The sequence below is a fragment of the Dechloromonas sp. CZR5 genome (genome assembly GCF_008711155.1).
GTDB lineage: Bacteria > Pseudomonadota > Gammaproteobacteria > Burkholderiales > Rhodocyclaceae > Azonexus.
In genome coordinates, this window is the sequence record NZ_VUYQ01000002.1 from 495,182 (window position 1) to 515,762 (window position 20,581).

The following is a 20,581-nucleotide window of genomic DNA, read 5'->3' on the forward strand; positions in this document are numbered from 1 at the left end:
TCGACATGCAGAAAACCCTCCTGCGACAGCTGAAACGCAGCCTTGGCGTCAAGGACGAAGCGGCGCTGACGGCTTTGCTGGCCGACATGCCAGCTGCCGCGGCCAATGCCGACCCGGCGCTGCGTCCGCTTCTGGAGGGATTGGGTGATTTTCTGGCGAAGATCGATGCCACATACGAGCAATACGAGCGCGATCTTGAATTGCGGACACGCAGCCTGGAGATATCCTCGTCCGAGCTGAGCACAGCCAACGAAAGGCTTCGCCAGTCGCTGGCCGGTCGGGAAAACGCACTGCATTCGCTGCGTCAGACCATGCACGAGCTGCTTCCGGAAGGCGTCGGGAGTCACTCCGAGCAACTGGCCGATGAAGACATTACAGTACTCTCCGATCGTATCGCCGCCATCGTTGCGGAAAACGAGCTGAGCCGGCACGAGCTCGCCAACCAGAAGTTCGCGCTCGATCAGCACGCCATCGTCAGCATCACCGATACCCAGGGCACCATCCTGTACGCCAATGACCGCTTCTGCGAAATCAGCGGCTACCCACGCGAGGCCTTGCTGGGGCAGAACCACCGGATCATCAAGTCGGCGTACCACCCTCCCGAACTTTATCGCGACATGTGGCGGACCATCTCGGAAGGCCGCGTGTGGCGGGGCGAACTGTGCAACCGGACAAGCCAGGGGGGCATCTACTGGGTCAACGCCACCATCGTGCCTCTGCTCGGCCCACAGGGGCTACCCGAGCGCTATATTGCTATCCGAACCGACATTTCCGACCGGAAACGCATCGAAGCTCAACTCTCCGAACAGTTGCATCTGGTCGAAGAACTGATCGAAACCGTTCCAGTACCGATCTACATCAAGAATGCCGAAGGACGCTACGTGCGCGTCAATCGGGCTTTCGAAGCGTTCTCCCATATTCCCCGCGAATCCGTTCTGGGACGTACGCCACACGATCTGCTCCGGCCCGAAGACGCCCTGCTGCATACCGCCAAGGATGACGAACTGTTCGCCCGGGGGGGAACCCAGTCGTATGAAGCGCAGATCCACCTCAAGGACGGGGCCCACAACACCATCTACAACAAGGCTGTGCTGACCCGCCCCGACGGCAGCATTTCCGGACTGATCGGCACGATCATCGACATTACCGAGCGCAAGCAGGCCGAAGCCGACATGCTGCGCGCCAAGGAAATTGCCGAAGCAGCCAGCAAGGCCAAGAGCGATTTCCTGGCCAACATGAGCCATGAAATCCGGACGCCGATGAACGGGGTCATCGGCATGACCGATCTCGCACTCGAAACCCACCTCAATCCGGAACAGCGGGAATACCTGACCATCGTCAAGTCCTCGGCCGAATCCTTGCTGACCGTCATCAACGACATCCTCGACTTCTCGAAGATCGAAGCCGGCAAATTGGTCGTCGAGGACATTCCCTTCGATCTGCACCGCCTGATTTCCGACACGCTGAAGCCGCTTGCCCTGAAGGCCCACGAAAAGCAACTCGAGCTGCTGAGCGACCTGCCGGCAGACATTCCGCGCCTTGTCCGGGGCGACCCCAGCCGCTTGCGGCAAGTGCTGGTCAATCTGATCGGCAACGCCATCAAATTCACCAGGCAGGGCGAAATCTCCCTGACGGCCGCAGTCACGCAACAGCAGGAACAACAAGCCGTTCTCCATTTTGCGGTCCACGACACGGGTATCGGCATCGCACCGGACAAGCAGGAGATCATCTTCGACGCATTCGCCCAGGAAGACACCTCAACAACCCGGAAATACGGCGGAACCGGGCTCGGCCTGTCGATCTGCCGGCGCCTGGTCGAGCTCATGCGCGGATCGATGTGGCTGCACAGCGAAATCGGCAAGGGAAGCACCTTTCACTTCACCCTGCCGCTCCGTCTCGCCGACAACGCGGGTTTTGAGACACCGGCTGTCGTTGATGTCAAAGGCCGCCACCTGCTTGTGGTCGATGACAGCACGACCAATCGCCGAATCCTGAAGACCATGCTGGCCGCCATGCAGATCACCGCGCAATGCGTCGACTCAGGTGCCGCCGCCCTGGCTGCGATGCGGAATCCTGACAAACCGGTCGACTGCATCCTGCTCGATGCGCAGATGCCGGACATGGACGGCTACGAACTCGCCAGCCGCTTGCGCGCCAGCCATCAGGCGTTACCGCCGATGCTCATGCTTTCTTCCGGGGCCTTGCGCGGCGATGCCCAGCGCTGCAAGGAATCCGGGATTGCCGGTTTCTTCGCCAAGCCGATTTCGAGCGACGAGTTGTTGGCCACCCTCGGGCGCCTGTTCGCAAGCCCGGCGACATCGTCGGACGGCAACACCCTGCTCACCCGCCATGTCCTGCACGAAGCGCAGGAATCGCTGCACATCCTGTTGGTCGAAGACCATCACACCAATCAGAAACTCGCACTGGGGCTCCTCGCCAAGTGGGGACACAAAGCCACGCTGGCGCAGAACGGTCAGGAAGCGCTGGATATTCTGGGCAACCACCGTTTCGATCTCATCCTGATGGATATGCAGATGCCCGTCATGGGCGGTATCGAGGCCACACGACGCATACGCGAGGTCGAGACATCACAGGGACGGCCCCGGACACCGATCATCGCGATGACGGCCGCCGCCATGCAGGATGACCGCGATGCCTGCATCGCAGCCGGCATGGACGACTATCTCTCCAAGCCGATCAAGGTCCGGGAATTCCAGAACAAACTTGCCGCCTACGTCAGAACTATCTGATTAGACATCGAAAATTCTCTGTCCGACCGCTTGGCCAGAGGGTAAACTTGCGGCTTTTCGCACTCGCGAGTCGGGTTACACCATCAGCCACCATGAATAGCTCCAACACCCTGCAAAAACTCCGCAAATTTCTCGAAGGGCGCACCGGCAAGGCCATCATCGACTACAACATGATCGAAGATGGCGATACCGTGCTCGTCTGCGTTTCCGGAGGCAAGGACTCCTATACCCTGCTCGCCATGCTGATGGCCCTGCAACAGCGAGCCCCGGTCAAGTTCCGCCTGATCGCCATGAATCTCGACCAGAAGCAACCCGGATTTCCGGCCGATGTCCTCCCCAATTACTTCAAGTCGATCGGCATCGACTATCGCATCATCGAGTCCGATACCTACTCCATCGTCAAGGACAAGATTCCCGAAGGAAAGACCACCTGTTCGCTGTGCTCCCGCCTGCGCCGCGGCATCATCTACCGAACTGCGAAGGAATTGGGGGCCAACAAGATCGCCCTTGGCCATCACCGCGACGACATGGTGCACACGCTGTTCCTGAACCTGCTGTTCGGCGGCAAGATCAAGGCCATGCCGCCCAAACTGGTCACCGACGACAAGGCCCACATCGTTATTCGCCCACTCGCCTACTGCGCCGAATCAGACATTGCCAAATTCGCCCGAGGCATGGAATTCCCGATCATTCCCTGCAACCTGTGCGGCTCCCAGGACAACCTGCAGCGCCAGAAAATCCGCGAGATGATGCAGGATTGGGACAAGCGCTACCCCGGACGGACCGAGTCGGTACTCACCGCGATGCAGAATGTCGTCCCGTCTCACCTGGCCGACACGGACCTGTTCGACTTCCATGGCCTGACACTCGATACCCCGGTCGAGGAGGGCGATATCGCCTTTGACAGCCCCGAGTTTTCCGTCAGCGGAACTATCCCGATAAGTCTAAAGGCATAATGCATAATGAGGGCAGACCAGCATATAATTAGGCTTCGATAATTTTTCCATTTTTGATCCCTGCCAGCCAATGAGCGCCACGCAACGCAGACTAACGGTCATGTTCGCCGACGTTTCCGGAAGTACGGCGCTTTTCGAAAAACTGGGCGACCGGGAAGCCATGCATGCCGTCGAGCGCTGCCTGAAACGCATGAAGCGCTCCATTGATGGGTACAAGGGAAAAACTGTCCAGATCGTCGGTGACGAATTGCTGGCATCCTTCGAAACGGCCGAGGAAGCCTGCCAGGCGGCAATCGACATGCAACAACGCATTGCCGACCTGCCCCCGGTTTCCGGCCTGAAACTGACCATCCGCATTGGCCTTCACAGTGGGAGCGTAGGCGAAGCCGACGGCAAACTGAGCGGCCCGGCCGTCAGCACGGCAGCGCGCATTGCGGGCATTGCCCGACGCGACCAGATCCTGTGCAGCTCGGAACTGGTCGGCGAATTGCCGCAGCCCGGCATCATTACCGTCGATCCCATGCCCAAGCTGGGGACCGTAGCCGAGGGCGGCACCGAATTGTCACTGTTTCAGGTTCACTGGCCCAGTTATCAGGGTACCTCGTCACCCCACTCGACTTTCGGCGAAATCAGCCGCCTCCCGGTCGAACGCCTGTGCATCCGTTATCGCGGCAAGGCCTTTCTGGTCGACGAAAAAACCCCGGTACTCACGATCGGTCGCGACCTTGGCTGCAAACTGACCGTCGACGATCGCAAGGCTTCCCGCCAGCATGCCCGCGTGGAGCGCCGGAATGATGGTTTCTATCTGGTCGACACTAGCACCAACGGTACCTTCGTCACGCTGTCCCAGCGCCAGGAGGTCATGGTGCGTCGCAACGAAATGCAACTCGACGGCAAGGGCAAATTCGGGTTCGGCAGTTCCGCCAACGACCCACAGTCGGATCTCGCCGACTTCGAACATCTGTAAACGACAATCGGCCGCCCAAGGGCGGCCGATGCTCGGTCATACTTTCCCAGTCGGGGTTACTTTGCGGCGGCGTCAGCAGAGCATTTCTTCATGAAACTGTTCTTGGCCGCGCCAGCCAGTTTCTTTTCCTTGGCCTTCATGGCGCACTCGGCATTTTCAGCAGGCGCACCGGCATCGGCCTGGCACTTCTTCATGAAACTGTTCTTGGCTGCACCGGCCAGCTTCTTTTCGGCTGCACGGGCAGCGCAATCGTCAGCAGCATAAACGGCGTTGGCGGAAAACGCGACGAGCAGCAGAGCGATCAGTTTTTTCATGGTGGATGTCCCCTGTAGTGTGCAAAAACGCCGACGTACTATCAGCGATTCATGCGTCATCGTCAAGCATCATGCGTTGCTGGCGATCCATGAAATCCTGCAGGCTGTCGATACCGCGCAATTGCAGGATGGTGTTGCGTACCGCCGCTTCGAGAAGGACCGCTAGGTTGCGGCCCGCGGCAACGGGAATGACCACTTTGCGTACCGGAACCCCGAGTACTTCCTGAGTCTGGGCATCGAGAGGAAGACGGGGTGCATCGGCAGCGGCGGCCGTTTTCTGCAGATGGACGATCAGCTTCAGCTTCATTTTCCGGCGCGAGGCGGTTTCGCCAAAGATGGTCCGGATGTTGAGCAGGCCGAGACCGCGCACTTCGAGGAAATCCCGCAGCATCCCGGGGCAACGACCTTCGATGGTGGTCGGCGCGATGCGCGCCATTTCGACGACGTCGTCGGCAACCAGTCCATGCCCCCGGGAAATGAGCTCAAGCGCCAACTCGGACTTGCCCACCCCCGAATCGCCGGTAATCAGCACGCCCATCCCCAAAACATCCATGAAAACGCCGTGGAGACTGACCGTGTCAGCCAGGCGGGCCGACAAATAGATGCGCAGCAGATCGATGACGGCCGAACAGGGCTTGGGTGAATTGATCAGGGGAGTACCGGTCTGGGTACAGGTTTCGACAACCTGGGACGGCGGTGTCAAACCATCCGCAACAATGACGGCCGGCGGCTGAGCGCTGAGCAAATCGACGAACATCGCGCCGAAGCGCCGTTCGCCAATATGCATCGCCCAGTCGTACTCAGCCAGGCCAAGCACCTGCAAGCGCTCGGGGTGAATGATGTTGATATGGCCGACAAGATCGGCCCCGTAGCTGTTGGAGCCCTTGATTTCGATACGACGGTCTGCGTTCTGGCCGATATGCCAGTTCAACAGCAGTTTTTCCCGATTATCTTCGTAAAGCTGAACCAGGCTGACGTGACGCACGACAGGAACTCAGGATTGGAATAGCGCGAGAACTGCGGTCGGCTCGGCGGCAGTCTGAAGCTTCTCCCGGAAAACACGGTCCGAGAAACGCTGGGCAAGTTCCGACAGGATCTGGAGATGCTGCTCGGTAGCCTGCTCGGGAACGAGCAGGACGAACAATAGATCAACCGGTCGCCCATCCGGAGAGTCGAACGGAACCGGCGTCGTCAGGCGCATGAATGCACCGGCAGCCTGCTTCAGGCCCTTGATGCGGCCATGAGGAATGGCGACGCCTTGGCCCAAACCGGTGGAACCGAGTTTTTCGCGGGCAAACAGGCTGTCGAAAATGGTGGAGCGGGCCAGACCCAGGCGGGCTTCGAACAGGATACCGGCTTGTTCGAAAACGCGTTTCTTGCTGCTGGCTTCCAGATTCAGCAGCACCTGATCGGCGCTCAGTAGATTGTTGAGAGGGTTCATAGAAGTGGATAAAGCAAAGCCGCAGCTTGCGCTGCGGCCATTGGGCGCTTATTCAGCGGCATGCAGCCCGGGCTTTTCACCACGATGGTGATCCTGGACTTTTTGCTTGTGTTTCTGGACCTGACGATCCAGCTTGTCGAACATCGAATCGATGGCGGCATACAGGTCGTCGCCGGATTCTTCGACGTGCATGTCCTTGCCCGGAACGTGAACGGTAACTTCGGCCTTTTGCTTCAGCTTTTCGACAGACAGTACCACGTTGACGCCGGTTACTTTATCGAAGTGGCGGATTACGGGGTCCAGCTTGTTTTCCACGTATTCGCGCAGGGCGGGGGTAACTTCGATGTGATGACCACTGATCTGCAGATTCACTTTTTTCTCCTCTCTCTACAGGGTCTTACGTAAATTGACCGGGGGGATGTTGAGCGACTCGCGGTATTTGGCTACCGTACGTCGGGCAACTACGATTCCCTGCTGGCCTAGTATTTCGGATAATTGACTATCCGACAAGGGCTTCTTGCCGTCCTCGGCTCCAATCAATTGCTTGATCAGCGCCCGGATGGCCGTGGCAGAACAAGCCCCACCGGTATCGGTGGCGACATGGCTGCCAAAGAAGTATTTCAGTTCGAAAATGCCGCGCGGCGTGGCCATGTATTTCTGGCTGGTCACGCGCGACACGGTCGATTCGTGCAAGCCGAGAATGTCGGCGATTTCGCGCAGGACCAGCGGCCGCATGGCGACTTCGCCATGCTCGAAGAACTGGCGCTGGCGGTCGACGATGGCCTGCGTGACGCGGTGGATGGTGTCGAAGCGTTGCTGGACGTTCTTGATCAACCAGCGGGCTTCCTGCAACTGGGTCGACAGGTTGCCGTTTCCACGCCGCTGCTTGGCGAGAATTTCGGCATACAGGCGGTTGATGCGCAGGCGGGGATAGGCGTCGGGATTGATATAGGCCGTCCACTTGCCTTTGAGCTTCTTCACGATCACATCGGGTGTGATGTAGCGGGCTTCGATCTGCGCATAACCGGCCGCCGGGCGGGGGTTCAGGCTGGTGATCAGGGTTTGCGCGGCCTTCAGATCCTCGTCGTCATAGCCGGTGACGCGGCGCAGCTTGGCAAAATCGCGGGCGGCCAGCAATTCCAGATGTTTCTCGACGATGCGCAGCGCCACATTGCGATCGTATTCGTCCGGCATGGCTTTCAGTTGCAGGCTCAGACATTCCTGCAGGTTGCGCGCACCGATTCCGGTCGGATCGAAATTCTGGATATGGCGGAGCGCGATTTCCAGCTCTTCGAGCTCGATTTCGTATTCCGGCGGCAAGGTCTCCCAGAGTTCCTGCAGCGGCGCCGAAAGGTAACCATCGTCGTCGAGGGCTTCGATCAGGAAACGAACCAGGCTGCGGTCGCGTTCGTTCAGCTGGGTCATCCCGAGCTGCCAGCCGAGATGCTCGCGCAGGCTGACGTTGGCGGCATGGATATCGTGACTGTCGCTGTCGTCGTCCTCGTCTCGACCGGCGCCGGTAAAGGTGCCGGCATCGGAGGCCCAGCGATCGTCATCGACTTCGGAAGGAGAACTCGGCGGCTCGGCTTCCCGTTCCTCGCGCGGCTCCCGCTCTTCGCTGCTCTCGCTGCGCGACTCCTCGTTGCGCGGGGAATCGAACTGCTGCGCATTGGCAAAGGACTCCGGTCCTTCATCTTCGCGTTCCAGCATGGGATTTTCGAGCAGATAACGCTCTATTTCCTGCTGCATTTCGATGGTCGACAACTGCAGCAGCTTGATCGACTGCTGGAGCTGCGGCGTCAGCGCCAGATGCTGGGATAGTTTGAGTTGGAGTGCCGGCTTCATCGGTTCTGATCGGGCGCCATGAGGTCAGAGCTTGAAATGCTCGCCAAGATAGACCTTGCGCACGCTTTCATTCTCCACGATTTCGGCTGGCCGTCCAGCGGCAAGTACATTACCGGCATTGATGATGTAGGCGTGATCGCAGATGCCCAGCGTTTCGCGCACGTTGTGATCGGTAATCAACACACCGATGCCACGCTCTTTGAGGAAGCGGATGATCTTCTGGATTTCCAGCACGGCAATCGGGTCGACGCCGGCGAACGGTTCGTCGAGCAGGATAAAGCGCGGATTCGTCGCCAGCGCCCTGGCGATTTCCACCCGGCGCCGCTCGCCGCCGGAGAGGGCGGCGGCGTTGACGTGGCGGACGTGGTCGACGTGCAGCTCATTAAGCAAGCCTTCGAGGCGGTCGTTCAGTTCGGCCTCGGGCAGCTTCTGCAGCTCGAGGACGGCGCGGATGTTTTCCTCGACGTTCAGTTTGCGGAAGACCGATGCTTCCTGCGGCAGGTAGGACAGGCCGAGGCGGGCCCGGCTGTGCATCGGCTGATGGGTCAGTCGGTTGTCGTCGATATGGACTTCGCCGCCATCGGCCGCCACCAGGCCGACGATCATGTAGAAACAGGTGGTCTTGCCCGCACCGTTGGGGCCCAACAGGCCGACCACCTCGCCCGACTTGACCTCGAAGGAGACGTCCTCGACGACGGTCCGCGCCTTGTAGCGCTTCTTCAGGTTATTGGCGGTCAGTTTGGCGGTGGACATGGTCATTGCTCGACTCCGCGCAGGACGCGACGGATGGCTTCACTGGAAAAACCGCGATATTGCAGGAAACGCACCTGTTTGGCACGCTCTTCCGGCGATTGCGGCAAATCCCTGAACTTGCGTTGCCAGACGTTGCGGCAGCGTTCGGTTTCGTCGCCGCCTTCCGGCAGGGCGACGGCAATGTCGTCATCGGCGATGCCTTTCTGCCGCAATTCCTGCTTCAGCCGCGCATTGCCATAACGGCCTGCGCGCGCCACGACGCGCTGGGCGGCGTAACGCGTATCGGACAAGAGGCGCTCGTTTTGCAGGGTGTCGAGCACGGCGTCGAGTTCTGCCTCGGATTCGGCGTGCGTGGCGAGCTTGCTTTTCAGTTCGACCCGGCTGTAATCGCGTCGGGTGAGGAGTTGCAGGGCTCGCACGCGCAGGTCAGCCATGTCGATCAGGCATCGGCCTTGGCTTTGGTCGGCTTGATGACGGTGGTGCTGGCCGCTTCGCGGATGCCGGCTTCGATCTCGGCGGCGATTTCCGGATTGGCCTTGAGGAATTCGCGGGCGTTGTCCTTGCCCTGACCGATCTTCTCACCCTTGTAGGCATACCAGGCGCCGGATTTGTCGACCAGCTTGTGGGCGACGCCCATTTCGACGACTTCGCCCTGACGGGAAATGCCCTCGCCGTACAGGATGTCGAAAATGGCTTCGCGGAACGGGGGGGAAACCTTGTTCTTGACGACCTTGACCTTCGTTTCGCTACCGATGACCTCGTCGCCCTTTTTGATCGAGCCGATGCGGCGGATGTCGAGGCGGACGGAGGCGTAGAACTTCAGGGCGTTGCCGCCGGTGGTGGTTTCCGGCGAGCCGAACATGACGCCGATCTTCATGCGGATCTGGTTGATGAAGATAACCAGGGTGTTGGTCTTCTTGATGTTGGCGGTCAGCTTGCGCAGGGCCTGCGACATCAGGCGGGCGTGCAGGCCGACCATCTGGTCGCCCATTTCGCCTTCGATTTCGGCGCGCGGGGTGAGGGCGGCGACCGAGTCGACGATGATGATGTCGACCGAACCAGAGCGGACCAGCATGTCGGCGATTTCCAGCGCCTGTTCACCGGTATCCGGCTGCGAGATCAGCAGGTCGGAAACATTGACGCCGAGCTTCTGGGCGTATTGCGGATCAAGCGCGTGTTCGGCGTCGATGAAAGCGGCGGTACCGCCGAGCTTCTGCATTTCGGCAACTACTTGCAGACAAAGCGTGGTCTTGCCCGAGGATTCCGGACCGTAGATTTCAACGACACGGCCGCGCGGCAAACCGCCGACGCCGAGCGCGATATCCAGACCGAGCGAGCCGGTCGACACAACCTGGATGCCTTCGTCGATTTCGGCATCGCCCATCTTCATGATGGAACCCTTGCCGAATTGCTTCTCGATTTGTTGCAACGCTGCAGCGAGCGCTTTTGCCTTGTTGTCGTCCATGGGGTGACCTCGAAAATTTGAGCGGATTATGGCACAGGGGCCAAAGATGGAATAGAAATTGCTGGAAACCTTGCATCCGGGCCGGCCCAAACGCGGTATATTCGCCACCGCTACCGACCAGCCGGATACTGTGTATACATACAGTACATTGACCAGCCTTTTCTTGGCAAGAAAATTCTTCATGTCGATCAGACGTTTACCCATCGCTCTCCTGCTGCTGGTCAGCACCGCCGCCAGCAGCGCGCCGGCGCCGTGGTACTGGTGGACAAGCAAGGTGGACGGCAGCCGAGTCTGCCGCCAGACTGGGCTGGGCGAAGGATGGACGCAGGAACCGGTAGCTTTCAAGGACGCCCGCTGCCGACTTCGCCTCGCCCCCCGATGACTGCCTACCTGCCCCCACCCCCCGGCGCTTCGCCGGTCGTTTTTGCCGACGACTTTCTGATCATTGCCGAAAAACCCTGCGGACTGCTGTCGGTACCCGGTCGCGGCGAGCACAAGGCCGATTGCCTGCTCAGCCGGGTTCAGCAGGAATATCCGGATGCGCTGACCGTGCATCGGCTGGATATGTCGACTTCCGGTATCCTGGTCTTCGCCCGCGGCGCCGACATGCACCGCAAGCTGTCGAAGATGTTCCAGGACAGGCAGGTGGACAAGCTCTACGTCGCCGTGCTGGCCGGCCTGCTGCCCTACGACGAGGGTGGCGTGGACCTGCCGCTGATCGTGGACTGGCCGAACCGGCCGAAGCAAAAGGTCGATTTCGACCTCGGCCGGCCGTCGCAGACACGCTTCCGCCTCATCAGCCGCGACACGGAAAAGCAGACGACCCGCGTCGCACTCGAACCGGTCACCGGCCGTTCGCACCAGCTGCGGGTGCACATGATGTCCCTGCAACACCCCATCCTCGGCGACGACTTGTACGGCGGAGCGGCGGAAAAAATGGCCGATCGCCTGCTGCTGCATGCGATGGACCTCGGCTTTACGCACCCGGCAACCGGCGAGCGCATGGATTTTCACAGCGAACCGCCTTTTTGACGCCGCGAAAACGCGCAATAACCTTATAATCCGCGCAATTTCAACCCCTTAGCTCTTGTGGTTTGGCGCCCATGCTGATCTGGTTCGTCGTCCTCTATCTGCTTCTCTCCATCGGTATCGGCCTCTATGCGGCGACACGCGTCCATAGCGCCAAGGATTTCGCCGTCGCCGGCCGCCATCTGCCGCTACCGGTGGTCACCGCCACGGTTTTCGCCACCTGGTTCGGCGCCGAAGCCGTGTTCGGCGTCTCCGCCACCTTTGTCAAGGAAGGCCTGACCGGCGTCGTCGCCGACCCCTTCGGCTCCTCGATGTGCCTGATCATCGCCGGTTTCTTCTTTGCCAAGAAACTCTACAAGCTCAACATCCTGACGCTCGGCGACTACTTCCGCATGCGCTACAACCGCAGCGTCGAAGTGCTGACCACCTTGTGCATCGTCGCCTCCTATCTGGGGTGGGTATCGGCCCAGATCAAGGCACTCGGCCTGGTATTCAACGTCGTGACCAATGGTTTCGTCAGCCAGACGGCCGGCATGGTCCTCGGCGCCGCCATCGTGCTGACTTACACCACCTTCGGCGGCATGCTGTCGGTGGCCATTCTGGATTTCGTCCAGATGGGCGTGATCATGGGCGGCATGCTCTACATCGCCAGCGTCGTCGCCGTGCCGGCCGGCGGCGTCGAAACCGTGATCCAGCACGCATCGGCCGCCGGCAAGCTGGACTTTTTCCCGCCCCCCGATCCGTGGCTGTGGCTGACCTTCCTCGGGGCGTGGATCACCATGATGCTCGGCTCCATCCCGCAGCAGGACGTCTTTCAGCGCATCACCTCGGCCAGGACCCAGAAGATTGCGCTGTGGGGTTCGGTGATCGGCGCCACGATCTACTTCTGCTTCACTTTCGTCCCGATGTTCATCGCCTATTCGGCGACCCTGATCGATCCCGAACTGTTCAACGGCCTGCTCAAGACCGATTCGCAATTGGTCCTGCCGACCCTGGTTTTGCAGCACACCCCCGTTTTTGCGCAGGCCATCTTCTTCGGCGCCGTGCTGTCGGCCATCATGAGCTGCTCGTCGGCCACGCTGCTGGCCCCGTCGGTCGCCTTCTCGGAAAACATCGTACGCGGCTTCTACCCGAACATGGGCGACCACCAGTTCCTGAAAGTCATGCGCACCTCGATCGTCTGTTTTGCCATGGTCGTGCTCGGTTTTGCGCTGTATTCCAACGCCAGCATCTTCAAGATGGTCGAAAACGCCTACAAGGTGACGCTGGCCGGTGCCTTCGTGCCGCTCTTCTTCGGGGCTTTCTGGAAGCGGGCCACGACACAGGGCGCGCTGGCAGCGATTTTCGGCGGGCTGTCTTCCTGGCTGCTGATCGAAACGCTGATCGGCGAAGCCAGCCTGGTTCCGCCCCAGTTGATCGGCCTCGGCGTCAGCATGCTCGGCATGGTCATCGGCTCGCTGCTGCCGCAATGGGTTGGCCACAAGCACGCGGCGGAAGATATTCACGAGGCGCTGCACCACCGGGCCGCTGCCGAAACGCACCACGCCATCGAGCCGCATCGCCACTGATTTCATTCACACTGTGACCGGCCGACAGGAATTTCTGCGCCCACCGGAAACCAGTGTTTCCAGACGGCGAAGCTGACGCCCTGCCGGAAAGTCCCTAAAATCAAGGCATGCCCCATTCCAGCCTTGGCCCCGTCCGCTTTGCCACCTATCTTGCGCTCGCTTGGTGCGGCCTGGTCATTTATGGCAGCTTGCACCCGTTCAGCGGCTGGCGCGACACCGGCGTATCGCCGATCGCCTTCCTTGAAGGCGGCTGGCCGCGTTACTGGACAACCTTCGATCTGGCTGCCAATGTCGCCGTCTATCTGCCGCTCGGCTTTTTCCTGACGCTGGCACTGAGCCGTCTGCCCGGCCGTTTCACGGCACCGGTCATCGCCACGCTGCTCGCTGCGGGCGTCAGTTTCGGACTGGAAACCCTGCAAACCTGGCTGCCATCGCGCGTGCCCTCCAACCTCGACCTCGCCTGCAACAGTCTGGGCGGATTGTTCGGCGCGCTCTGGGCGAAAGCGGTCGGACCCCGCATCTTCGCCCGCGTCGTCGCCCTGGAACACCGCCTGATCGCCCCCATCCCGCACGCCGAACTCGGCCTGACCCTGCTCGGGTTGTGGCTGCTCGTGCCGCTATCGCCCGAAACACTCCTCTTCGGTGCCGGCGACGTCCGCCAGTTGTTCGGCCTGACCGGCGCCGTGCCTTTCGCCGCGGAAAGCTTCGTGATGATCGAAGCCAGCATCACCGCCTTCAATGCGGTGGCGGTCGGGCTCATCGTGCGCATGCTGAGTGCCCGACTGGCCGTGGCCTATGCCGTCGTACCGCTGTTCCTGCTGCTCAGTCTGGTTGTCGCCACCCTCGCCACAGCCATTCTGGTCAGTCCCGCCGACGCATTCTCCTGGCAGACGCAGGGTTCCCGCCTCGGGCTGATGGCCGGGGCGGCCATCCTGGCCATCGCCATCGCCCTGCCGCCCACACCGCGACTGATGATTGCCGCCCTGTCGCTGATGGCGGGGACCGTCCTGGTCAACCTGGCGCCTCCCAACCCTTATTCAGCCGCCGCACTGGCGACCTGGCGCCAGGGGCATTTTCTCAATTTCAACGGCCTGACCCGCCTGGTCGCCACGGCCTGGCCTTTCCTGACGCTACCCTTCCTGGTTCTGGCCAGCCGGCGCGGATAGCGCTCACCCTCAGGCTGCGCTAGACTGGCGCTGAAGCCTTTGCACGACAGGACTGCAATGCTGGGTCATGAAAACGACACGCACCGGGACGAGTACGCCCCCCGGAAAATGGCGTGGCACGCCCACTCGACCGAGTCGGCGACACGACACATGGACGTCGACGGCACGCAGGGACTTTCCGAAGCGGAAGCGGCGGATCGCCTCGCCCGCCACGGCCCCAACCGGCTGACCGAACGCCCGGGCAAGCCCGCATGGCAACGCTTTGCCGCCCAGCTCCGACAGCCGCTGGTGCTGGTCCTGCTCGCCGCCGGTGTGATCACCGCCGCCCTTGGCGAAACGGTCGACGCCGGCGTCATCTTCGGAGTCGTCCTGGTCAATGCCCTGATCGGCTACTGGCAGGAAGCCAAGGCCGAGGGCGCACTCGCTGCGCTGGCCCGCAGCGTGACGACGCCGGTCACCGTCCGCCGCGGCGGACATCGCCGACAACTGGATGCCGGCGAACTCGTACCGGGCGACATCGTCATACTGGCGGCCGGCGACCGGATTCCCGCCGACCTGCGCCTCTTGCACCAGCACGAACTGCACACTGACGACTCGATGCTGACCGGCGAATCCCAGCCCGTCGGCAAGCACGCCCGGCCACTGCCTGCCGATACCGAGCTGGCCGACCGCGCCAACATGGCCTGGGCCGGTGCCACGGTGGTCATGGGGCAGGGCAGCGGGCTGGTCGTGGCAACCGGGGATGCCACGGAAACCGGGCGCATCGCCGGGCTGATCGCCGCCGCCCCCGAACTGGTCACCCCGCTGACGCGCAAGATGGCGCGCTTTTCCAACTGGCTGCTGTGGGCCATCGCTGCGCTCGCCGGGCTGACCTTTGCGGTTGGTCTGGCTCGCGGCGAAACGGGTTTCGACATGTTCATGGCCGCCGTCGCGCTGGCCGTCGGCGCCATACCGGAAGGCTTGCCGGCCGCCGTCACCGTCACGCTGGCCATCGGCGTCGCCCGCATGGCCAGGCGCCGGGCGATCATCCGCCACCTGCCGGCGGTCGAGACGCTGGGCAGCACGACGGTGATCTGTTCCGACAAGACCGGCACGCTGACCGAGAACGCCATGACCGTCCGCGTCCTGTGGTGCGGCGGCGAAAGCTACATGCTGACCGGCCAGGGTTATGCACCGACGGGCGATATCCGCCGCGACGAAATGCCGGCCACCATCGCCGGTGTCGTTCACGAATGCCTGATCGCCGGCGCCTTGTGCAACGACGCTTCGCTGCGCCAGGAAGACGGTCGCTGGCTGATCACCGGCGATCCGACCGAAGCCGCCCTGCTCGTCGCGGCACGCAAGGGCGGGGAAGACGAACATGCCTTGCGCGCCAGCCATCCCCGCCGGAACGAACTGCCCTTCGACGCCACCCGGCAATACATGGCCACGGCCCACGCCGACGACACGGCATGCGTCCTCTACGTCAAAGGCGCACTCGAGAAGCTGCTGCCGCAATGCATCGACCAACTGGCAGCCGACGGCATCGGCCACCAGCCGCTCGACGTGCCGGCTGTCGAACGTGCGGCCCTGACCACCGCCGAACAGGGCATGCGCCTGCTGCTCATCGCCCGCCGCCGGCTGGCGACGGCCGACGAACTGAGCGATGCGTCCATCGCCGGACTGACCCTGATCGGCCTGGTCGGCATGATCGACCCGCCCCGACAGGCGGTGATCGGCGCCATCCGCAACTGCCATTCGGCCGGAATCCGGGTCAAGATGATCACCGGCGACCACGCCGCCACCGCCCTCGCCATCGCCCGCCAGATCGGCATCGACGCCGGTCATGCACTGACCGGGCGTGAACTGGCGGCGCTCGACGATGCCGCGCTGGCCGATGCGGCACTGGCAACTGACGTGTTCGCCCGTGTCGAACCGGAGCAGAAACTGCGTCTGGTCCGCGCCCTGCAAGGCCGGGGCGAAGTCGTCGCCATGACCGGCGACGGCGTCAACGACGGTCCCGCCCTGAAGCAGGCGAACATCGGCGTCGCCATGGGCCTGGCCGGCACCGAGGTGGCCAAGGAAGCCGCCGCCATGGTGCTCACCGACGACAATTTCGCCAGCATCGAAGCGGCGGTGGAGGAGGGCAGGGGGGTCTGGGACAATCTGGTCAAATTCATCACCTGGACGCTGCCGACCAATTTCGGCGAAGGCCTGGTCATCGTCGTCGCCATCCTGTTCGGGGCAACACTACCGATCACGCCGCTGCAGATCCTGTGGATCAACATGACCACCGCCGTTCTGCTCGGCTTGCCGCTCGCCTTCGAGCCGATCGAACGCGGCATCATGCACCGCCCGCCCCGACGGCTCGACCAGCCGGTGCTCGACGGCGCGCTGATCCGGCGCATCGTGCTCGTGTCGCTGCTTTTGCTGACCGGCGCCTTCGGCCTCTTTCTGCGCGAACTGGAGCAGGGGCATACCCTGGCCGAAGCGCGCACGGTGGCCGTCAATGTCTTCGTGATGGTCGAAGCCGCCTATCTGTTCAATTGCCGCTCGCTCAGCCAGGGCTTCTGGAAGCAGGGGCTGTTCTCCAACCCGTGGCTCTGGATCGGCATCGGCACCATGTTGGCGCTGCAGATTGCCTTGACCTACCTGCCGTTCATGAATGCCCTGTTCCAGACGGCCCCGATCGGGATGGAGGAATGGCTGACGATCCTTGCGATCTCCCTCATCAGTTCCCTGCTGATCGGCCTGGAAAAGGCAATCACCACGCGCAAACGTTGATTACCCCTTTCCGCCAGCGACAGCGGAGATGGACGCGTTCCGGAGGCAATGCTTGGCATAGAATGGCGTAACCTTGTCACAAAATATAGAACAAGAAAAATCAACAACAACGCGGAGGAGATGTCTTGGGTAATACATCCTTGCTCGCGGGGGCGCTCGCCCTGGCGTGGGTGCTGACCGGCTGCGCCCCTCCCGAACCCATACGTATCGGCCTGTTGGCCGGCCTTTCCGACCGCGGTTCCGACTTCGGCGAAAGCGTCCGCAACGGGGTGATCCTCGCCATCGAGCAACAGAACGAGGCCGGTGGCATCAACGGCCGCAAGATCGAACTGATCGTCCGCGACGATGGGCAGGACAAGGTGAAAGCCGAACTGGCCGCCCAGGAACTGATCGCCCTGCGCCCCGATATCGTCATCGGCCCGGTCACCAGTTCGATGGCCACCGTCGTCATTCCGCTGATGGACAAGGCCGGCCAGATCATGATCAGCCCGACGGTCGCATCGACCAATTTCTACGGGAAGGACGACAATTTCTTCCGGGTCAATTGCACGACGCGCGAAGCCGCCATCCAGCATGCCCGGGTCCTTTATGAACGCGGAGCACGCCGGGCCGGGCTGGCTTTCGATGCCTCGAACCTGCCGTTCAGCGGCACCTGGATCGAGGCCTTCTCGGCCGAGTTTGAAAAACTGGGCGGCAGCACCAGCGCAACGGCCGGCTTCGAGTCAGCTGGCAGTACCCGTTTTTCCGATGTCGTCGCCCGCCTGCTCGAATCGAAACCCGATGCGCTGGTGCTGGTGGCCAGCACCCTCGATACCTCGCGGCTGGCCCAGCAGGCGCGACGACAGGCCCCCGGCCTGCCGCTCAGCTCATCCGAATGGGCGGCCTCGGCCGAAGCACTGATCGAGATGGGCGGTAGTGCGGTCGACGGCCTGTTGATGACGCACGCCTACAACCGTGGCGACAACAGCGCGGCCTACCAGAACTTCCGGAATGCCTTCAAAAAGCGCTTCCAGCGCGAGTTCGGCTCGTTTTCCCTGCTTGCCTACGATACGGCCAACATCGTGTTCGCCGCCATGAAAAAGCGGGAAGCCGGCGAAGGCATGAAATCGGCCCTGCTCAAATATGGCCCCTACCAGGGTGTGCAGCAGGAAATCCGCTTCGATGCCAATGGCGATGCCACCCGCAAGGTCTATTTCACCGAGATTCGCGGCGATGCGCCAGTACAGGTGAAATGATGAAAACCCGACTGCGTGAATGGCCCCTGCATGCCTACCTGGGTGTCCTGCTGGCCGTCACATCGACGCTGACTTTCCTGATCGTCGGCTCGATCTTTCTTCTGATCCGGATTCCGCAGCTGGAATCCGAAATCCGCACCCGCGCCGAAAGCGATGCCCGCGAGCTGGCGTTCCGCATCGAAATGCAGATGCTGGCGCAGCAGGAACAGCTGGCTTTGGTCGCCTCCGCCCTGCTCAACAGCGAAGCGCCGGCTACCCTGATCAGCCAGGCGGTCGCTGGCGGCAAGGTGTTCCGGGCGCTGTACCTGCTCTCGCCGGACGGCGAGGTGATCAATGCCGGCCTGACACCGGAATATCGCCATCTGGAGCGGGAAGTGCTCGGCAGCGACCTGTCGGCGACGCCGCTCGTCCGCGAAGCCCGCCAGCGCGGCACGCCGGTATGGAGCGACAAGTACCTCTCGTCACTCAGCGGCGTCGTCACCGTCGGCCTGGCCGTACCGGTGAACGGCGGCCGCGTCCTGCTTGCAGAGATACCGCTCGACTACCTGCTCAACATCCTGGACCGGAATCCGGTCGACAAGCAGCGAACCATCTGGGTCATCGATCAACGGGGCGAACTGCTGGCCGATACGGAATCGACCAAACTGCTCGGTACGCTCAATCTCTACAACTCGCCCATCCTCAACGCCGTGCTCAAGGGCGAGGAACTGCCCACCCAGTTCAGTTTCTCCGGACAGCAGTACTACGTCGGCGGAGCACGCTCCCAGGCGCTCGGCTGGTCGTTCATCGCCCGCCTGCCGGCCGGATTCGCCAACCCGGAAATCCGCATGACCGTATTGATCGTGGTCGGTGGCTTCCTGGCCTCGCTGGCCATCGGCGCCCTGCTCTCGCTCTACGCAGCCAGACGCCTGATGCGGCCGCTGTCGGGTATCGTCAGTCGGGCGCATCAGCTCGCTCTCGGGCAAGCGGCCAATCAATGGCCGCACGGACGGATCGTGGAATTCAACCGCCTGTCGTCCGACATCGGCCGCATGGCCGGTGCCATCCTGGCCCGCGAACAGGAATTGCGCGACCTCAACACCCAGCTTGAAGCACGTGTCGACGAACGCACCGTCGCCCTGTATCAAGCGAAAGAAGCCGCGGAACAGGCCAATCGTGCCAAGAGCATCTTCCTGGCCAACATGAGCCACGAAATCCGCACCCCGCTCAATGCCATCAACGGCATGGCGCTCCTGATCCGCCGCAGCGGCCTGGCACCGGAGCAGAGCAGCCGTCTCGGCAAGCTGGAAGCCGCCAGCCAGCATCTGCTCGAAGTCATCAACATGGTGCTCGATCTCTCCAAGATCGAAGCCGGAAAGCTGGTACTGGAGGAAACGGCATTCGAACCGGCCACGCTTTTCGAGAACGTCCGTTCCATGCTGCACGAGCGCGTGCTCGAAAAGCACCTGGAGTTGATCTGCGAACCGCCGGGCGATCTGCCGAGCCGCCTGATCGGCGACCAGACACGTCTCCAGCAATGCCTGCTCAATTACGCCTCGAATGCCGTGAAATTCACCGAGCAGGGCAGTGTCGTATTGCGCATGCGCCTGCAGACCGATGAGCCGGAACACGTGATCCTGCGCTTCGAGGTCGAAGATACCGGCATCGGCATCGCACCCGAGGCCCAGGCACGACTGTTCAACGCCTTCGAACAGGCCGACGGTTCGACCACCCGGAAATATGGCGGTACCGGCCTGGGACTCGCCATCACCGCGCACATCGCCGCGGCCATGGGCGGCGAGGCCGGAGTGCGCAGCGAACCGGGGAAGGGAAGCACCTTCTGGTTCACCGCCCGCCTGAAGAAATCGGCGGACATCACGATACCCGAGCCCATCCACGCCGGCGATTACGAAGCTTCGCTGCGCCAGATGTGTTCCGGGATTTCGGTCCTGCTGGTGGAGGACGAGCCGGTGAACCGCGAGGTGGCCCAGATCCTTCTCGACGATATCGGTTTCCGGGTCGACACCGCCGAGAATGGCGTCGAGGCAGTCCGGATGGCCGGCCAGCGGCGGTATGACCTGATCCTGATGGACATGCAGATGCCGGAAATGGACGGCCTCGAAGCGACACGCCGTATCCGTGCGCTGCCCGGAGGCAGCGATCTGCTGATCATCGCCATGACCGCCAACGCCTTTGCCGACGACAAGGAACGCTGCCTGGCGGCCGGCATGGATCACTTCACCACCAAGCCCATCGACCCGGAGGTCTTTCTCAAGCTCCTGCTGACCAGCCTCTCCCGGCCGCACACGCCACCGGCGGGGCAGGCAGGCGCATAGGCGCCCACCACCAG

18 protein-coding genes are annotated in these 20,581 nt (G+C 62.0%); 10 read left to right on the forward strand and 8 right to left on the reverse strand.

Annotation, left to right across the window (positions count from 1 at the left end):
* Positions 1 to 5: 5 nt before the first annotated feature.
* The 3 genes from F1002_RS07465 to F1002_RS07480 all read left to right on the forward strand — a co-directional run bounded on the left by F1002_RS07465 (position 6) and on the right by F1002_RS07480 (position 4,673).
* A complete protein-coding gene (locus F1002_RS07465) occupies positions 6 to 2,750 on the forward strand; it encodes a PAS domain-containing hybrid sensor histidine kinase/response regulator (RefSeq protein WP_150428384.1) in 2,745 nt (914 codons plus the stop codon).
* Between the two features lie 92 nt (positions 2,751 to 2,842).
* Positions 2,843 to 3,706 (forward strand): tRNA 2-thiocytidine(32) synthetase TtcA, encoded by an 864-nt coding sequence (gene ttcA, locus F1002_RS07475; protein WP_150428385.1) that lies wholly within the window; start codon positions 2,843 to 2,845, stop codon positions 3,704 to 3,706.
* A 70-nt stretch (positions 3,707 to 3,776) separates the two neighbouring features.
* The gene (locus F1002_RS07480) at positions 3,777 to 4,673 is read left to right on the forward strand and encodes an adenylate/guanylate cyclase domain-containing protein (RefSeq protein ID WP_150428386.1); all 897 of its coding nucleotides are present in this window, start codon (positions 3,777 to 3,779) and stop codon (positions 4,671 to 4,673) included.
* A gap of 56 nt (positions 4,674 to 4,729) precedes the next feature.
* Here the strand turns inward: F1002_RS07480 and F1002_RS07485 are convergent, their stop codons facing one another.
* Genes F1002_RS07485 through recA form a run of 8 tightly spaced genes read right to left on the reverse strand, consistent with a single transcriptional unit; the run spans position 4,730 to position 10,491 of the window.
* The gene (locus tag F1002_RS07485) at positions 4,730 to 4,987 is read right to left on the reverse strand and encodes a hypothetical protein (protein ID WP_150428387.1); all 258 of its coding nucleotides are present in this window, start codon (positions 4,985 to 4,987) and stop codon (positions 4,730 to 4,732) included.
* 49 nt (positions 4,988 to 5,036) lie between these two features.
* Positions 5,037 to 5,972 carry an HPr(Ser) kinase/phosphatase gene (gene hprK / locus F1002_RS07490; RefSeq protein WP_150428388.1) on the reverse strand — a complete coding sequence of 312 codons (936 nt, stop codon included), beginning with the start codon at positions 5,970 to 5,972 and terminating at the stop codon, positions 5,037 to 5,039.
* Between the two features lie 9 nt (positions 5,973 to 5,981).
* Positions 5,982 to 6,428: a PTS IIA-like nitrogen regulatory protein PtsN gene (ptsN, locus tag F1002_RS07495; RefSeq protein ID WP_150428389.1), complete on the reverse strand. Its 447-nt coding sequence runs from the start codon at positions 6,426 to 6,428 to the stop codon at positions 5,982 to 5,984.
* A gap of 48 nt (positions 6,429 to 6,476) precedes the next feature.
* Positions 6,477 to 6,800: a ribosome hibernation-promoting factor, HPF/YfiA family gene (gene hpf, locus F1002_RS07500; RefSeq protein WP_150428390.1), complete on the reverse strand. Its 324-nt coding sequence runs from the start codon at positions 6,798 to 6,800 to the stop codon at positions 6,477 to 6,479.
* A 15-nt stretch (positions 6,801 to 6,815) separates the two neighbouring features.
* Complete coding sequence (locus F1002_RS07505) at positions 6,816 to 8,273, reverse strand: RNA polymerase factor sigma-54 (RefSeq protein ID WP_150428391.1); 1,458 nt, start codon at positions 8,271 to 8,273, stop codon at positions 6,816 to 6,818.
* 24 nt (positions 8,274 to 8,297) lie between these two features.
* Positions 8,298 to 9,032 (reverse strand): LPS export ABC transporter ATP-binding protein, encoded by a 735-nt coding sequence (gene lptB / locus F1002_RS07510; protein WP_191090336.1) that lies wholly within the window; start codon positions 9,030 to 9,032, stop codon positions 8,298 to 8,300.
* A complete protein-coding gene (recX, locus tag F1002_RS07515; RefSeq protein ID WP_150428392.1) occupies positions 9,029 to 9,460 on the reverse strand; it encodes a recombination regulator RecX in 432 nt (143 codons plus the stop codon). Before recX ends, lptB begins: the two co-directional genes overlap by 4 nt.
* A 5-nt stretch (positions 9,461 to 9,465) precedes the next feature.
* Positions 9,466 to 10,491 (reverse strand): recombinase RecA, encoded by a 1,026-nt coding sequence (recA, locus tag F1002_RS07520; RefSeq protein ID WP_150428393.1) that lies wholly within the window; start codon positions 10,489 to 10,491, stop codon positions 9,466 to 9,468.
* A 181-nt stretch (positions 10,492 to 10,672) separates the two neighbouring features.
* Between recA and F1002_RS07525 the strand changes: the two genes are divergently transcribed.
* From F1002_RS07525 to F1002_RS07555, 7 genes are all read left to right on the forward strand, one after another.
* Positions 10,673 to 10,873 (forward strand): hypothetical protein, encoded by a 201-nt coding sequence (locus tag F1002_RS07525; RefSeq protein ID WP_150428394.1) that lies wholly within the window; start codon positions 10,673 to 10,675, stop codon positions 10,871 to 10,873.
* Positions 10,870 to 11,523 (forward strand): RluA family pseudouridine synthase, encoded by a 654-nt coding sequence (locus F1002_RS07530; RefSeq protein WP_150428395.1) that lies wholly within the window; start codon positions 10,870 to 10,872, stop codon positions 11,521 to 11,523. The genes F1002_RS07525 and F1002_RS07530 overlap by 4 nt, the downstream gene beginning before the upstream one ends.
* A gap of 71 nt (positions 11,524 to 11,594) precedes the next feature.
* On the forward strand, positions 11,595 to 13,088 hold the full coding sequence (locus F1002_RS07535; RefSeq protein WP_150428396.1) for a sodium:solute symporter family protein: 1,494 nt from the start codon (positions 11,595 to 11,597) through the stop codon (positions 13,086 to 13,088).
* A gap of 107 nt (positions 13,089 to 13,195) precedes the next feature.
* The gene (locus F1002_RS07540) at positions 13,196 to 14,254 is read left to right on the forward strand and encodes a VanZ family protein (protein WP_150428397.1); all 1,059 of its coding nucleotides are present in this window, start codon (positions 13,196 to 13,198) and stop codon (positions 14,252 to 14,254) included.
* Between the two features lie 57 nt (positions 14,255 to 14,311).
* Positions 14,312 to 17,017 (forward strand): HAD-IC family P-type ATPase, encoded by a 2,706-nt coding sequence (locus F1002_RS07545; protein ID WP_223879495.1) that lies wholly within the window; start codon positions 14,312 to 14,314, stop codon positions 17,015 to 17,017.
* A 125-nt stretch (positions 17,018 to 17,142) separates the two neighbouring features.
* Entirely contained in the window at positions 17,143 to 18,252 is a 1,110-nt protein-coding gene (locus F1002_RS07550) for an ABC transporter substrate-binding protein (RefSeq protein ID WP_223879496.1), read from the forward strand.
* Complete coding sequence (locus tag F1002_RS07555; RefSeq protein WP_191090337.1) at positions 18,252 to 20,567, forward strand: hybrid sensor histidine kinase/response regulator; 2,316 nt, start codon at positions 18,252 to 18,254, stop codon at positions 20,565 to 20,567. The genes F1002_RS07550 and F1002_RS07555 overlap by 1 nt, the downstream gene beginning before the upstream one ends.
* Positions 20,568 to 20,581: the final 14 nt, after the last annotated feature.

Excerpts from the sequence above, each read along its gene's own strand:
- F1002_RS07530 (WP_150428395.1), top strand. The coding sequence starts at position 10,870 with ATGACTGCCTACCTGCCCCCACCCCCCGGCGCTTCGCCGGTCGTTTTT.
- recX (WP_150428392.1), bottom strand. The coding sequence starts at position 9,460 with ATGGCTGACCTGCGCGTGCGAGCCCTGCAACTCCTCACCCGACGCGAT.
- F1002_RS07555 (WP_191090337.1), top strand. The coding sequence starts at position 18,252 with ATGAAAACCCGACTGCGTGAATGGCCCCTGCATGCCTACCTGGGTGTC.
- F1002_RS07545 (WP_223879495.1), top strand. The coding sequence starts at position 14,312 with ATGCTGGGTCATGAAAACGACACGCACCGGGACGAGTACGCCCCCCGG.
- F1002_RS07535 (WP_150428396.1), top strand. The coding sequence starts at position 11,595 with ATGCTGATCTGGTTCGTCGTCCTCTATCTGCTTCTCTCCATCGGTATC.
- recA (WP_150428393.1), bottom strand. The coding sequence starts at position 10,491 with ATGGACGACAACAAGGCAAAAGCGCTCGCTGCAGCGTTGCAACAAATC.
- F1002_RS07540 (WP_150428397.1), top strand. The coding sequence starts at position 13,196 with ATGCCCCATTCCAGCCTTGGCCCCGTCCGCTTTGCCACCTATCTTGCG.
- F1002_RS07480 (WP_150428386.1), top strand. The coding sequence starts at position 3,777 with ATGAGCGCCACGCAACGCAGACTAACGGTCATGTTCGCCGACGTTTCC.
- ttcA (WP_150428385.1), top strand. The coding sequence starts at position 2,843 with ATGAATAGCTCCAACACCCTGCAAAAACTCCGCAAATTTCTCGAAGGG.
- ptsN (WP_150428389.1), bottom strand. The coding sequence starts at position 6,428 with ATGAACCCTCTCAACAATCTACTGAGCGCCGATCAGGTGCTGCTGAAT.
- F1002_RS07525 (WP_150428394.1), top strand. The coding sequence starts at position 10,673 with ATGTCGATCAGACGTTTACCCATCGCTCTCCTGCTGCTGGTCAGCACC.
- F1002_RS07505 (WP_150428391.1), bottom strand. The coding sequence starts at position 8,273 with ATGAAGCCGGCACTCCAACTCAAACTATCCCAGCATCTGGCGCTGACG.
- lptB (WP_191090336.1), bottom strand. The coding sequence starts at position 9,032 with ATGACCATGTCCACCGCCAAACTGACCGCCAATAACCTGAAGAAGCGC.
- F1002_RS07465 (WP_150428384.1), top strand. The coding sequence starts at position 6 with ATGCAGAAAACCCTCCTGCGACAGCTGAAACGCAGCCTTGGCGTCAAG.
- F1002_RS07485 (WP_150428387.1), bottom strand. The coding sequence starts at position 4,987 with ATGAAAAAACTGATCGCTCTGCTGCTCGTCGCGTTTTCCGCCAACGCC.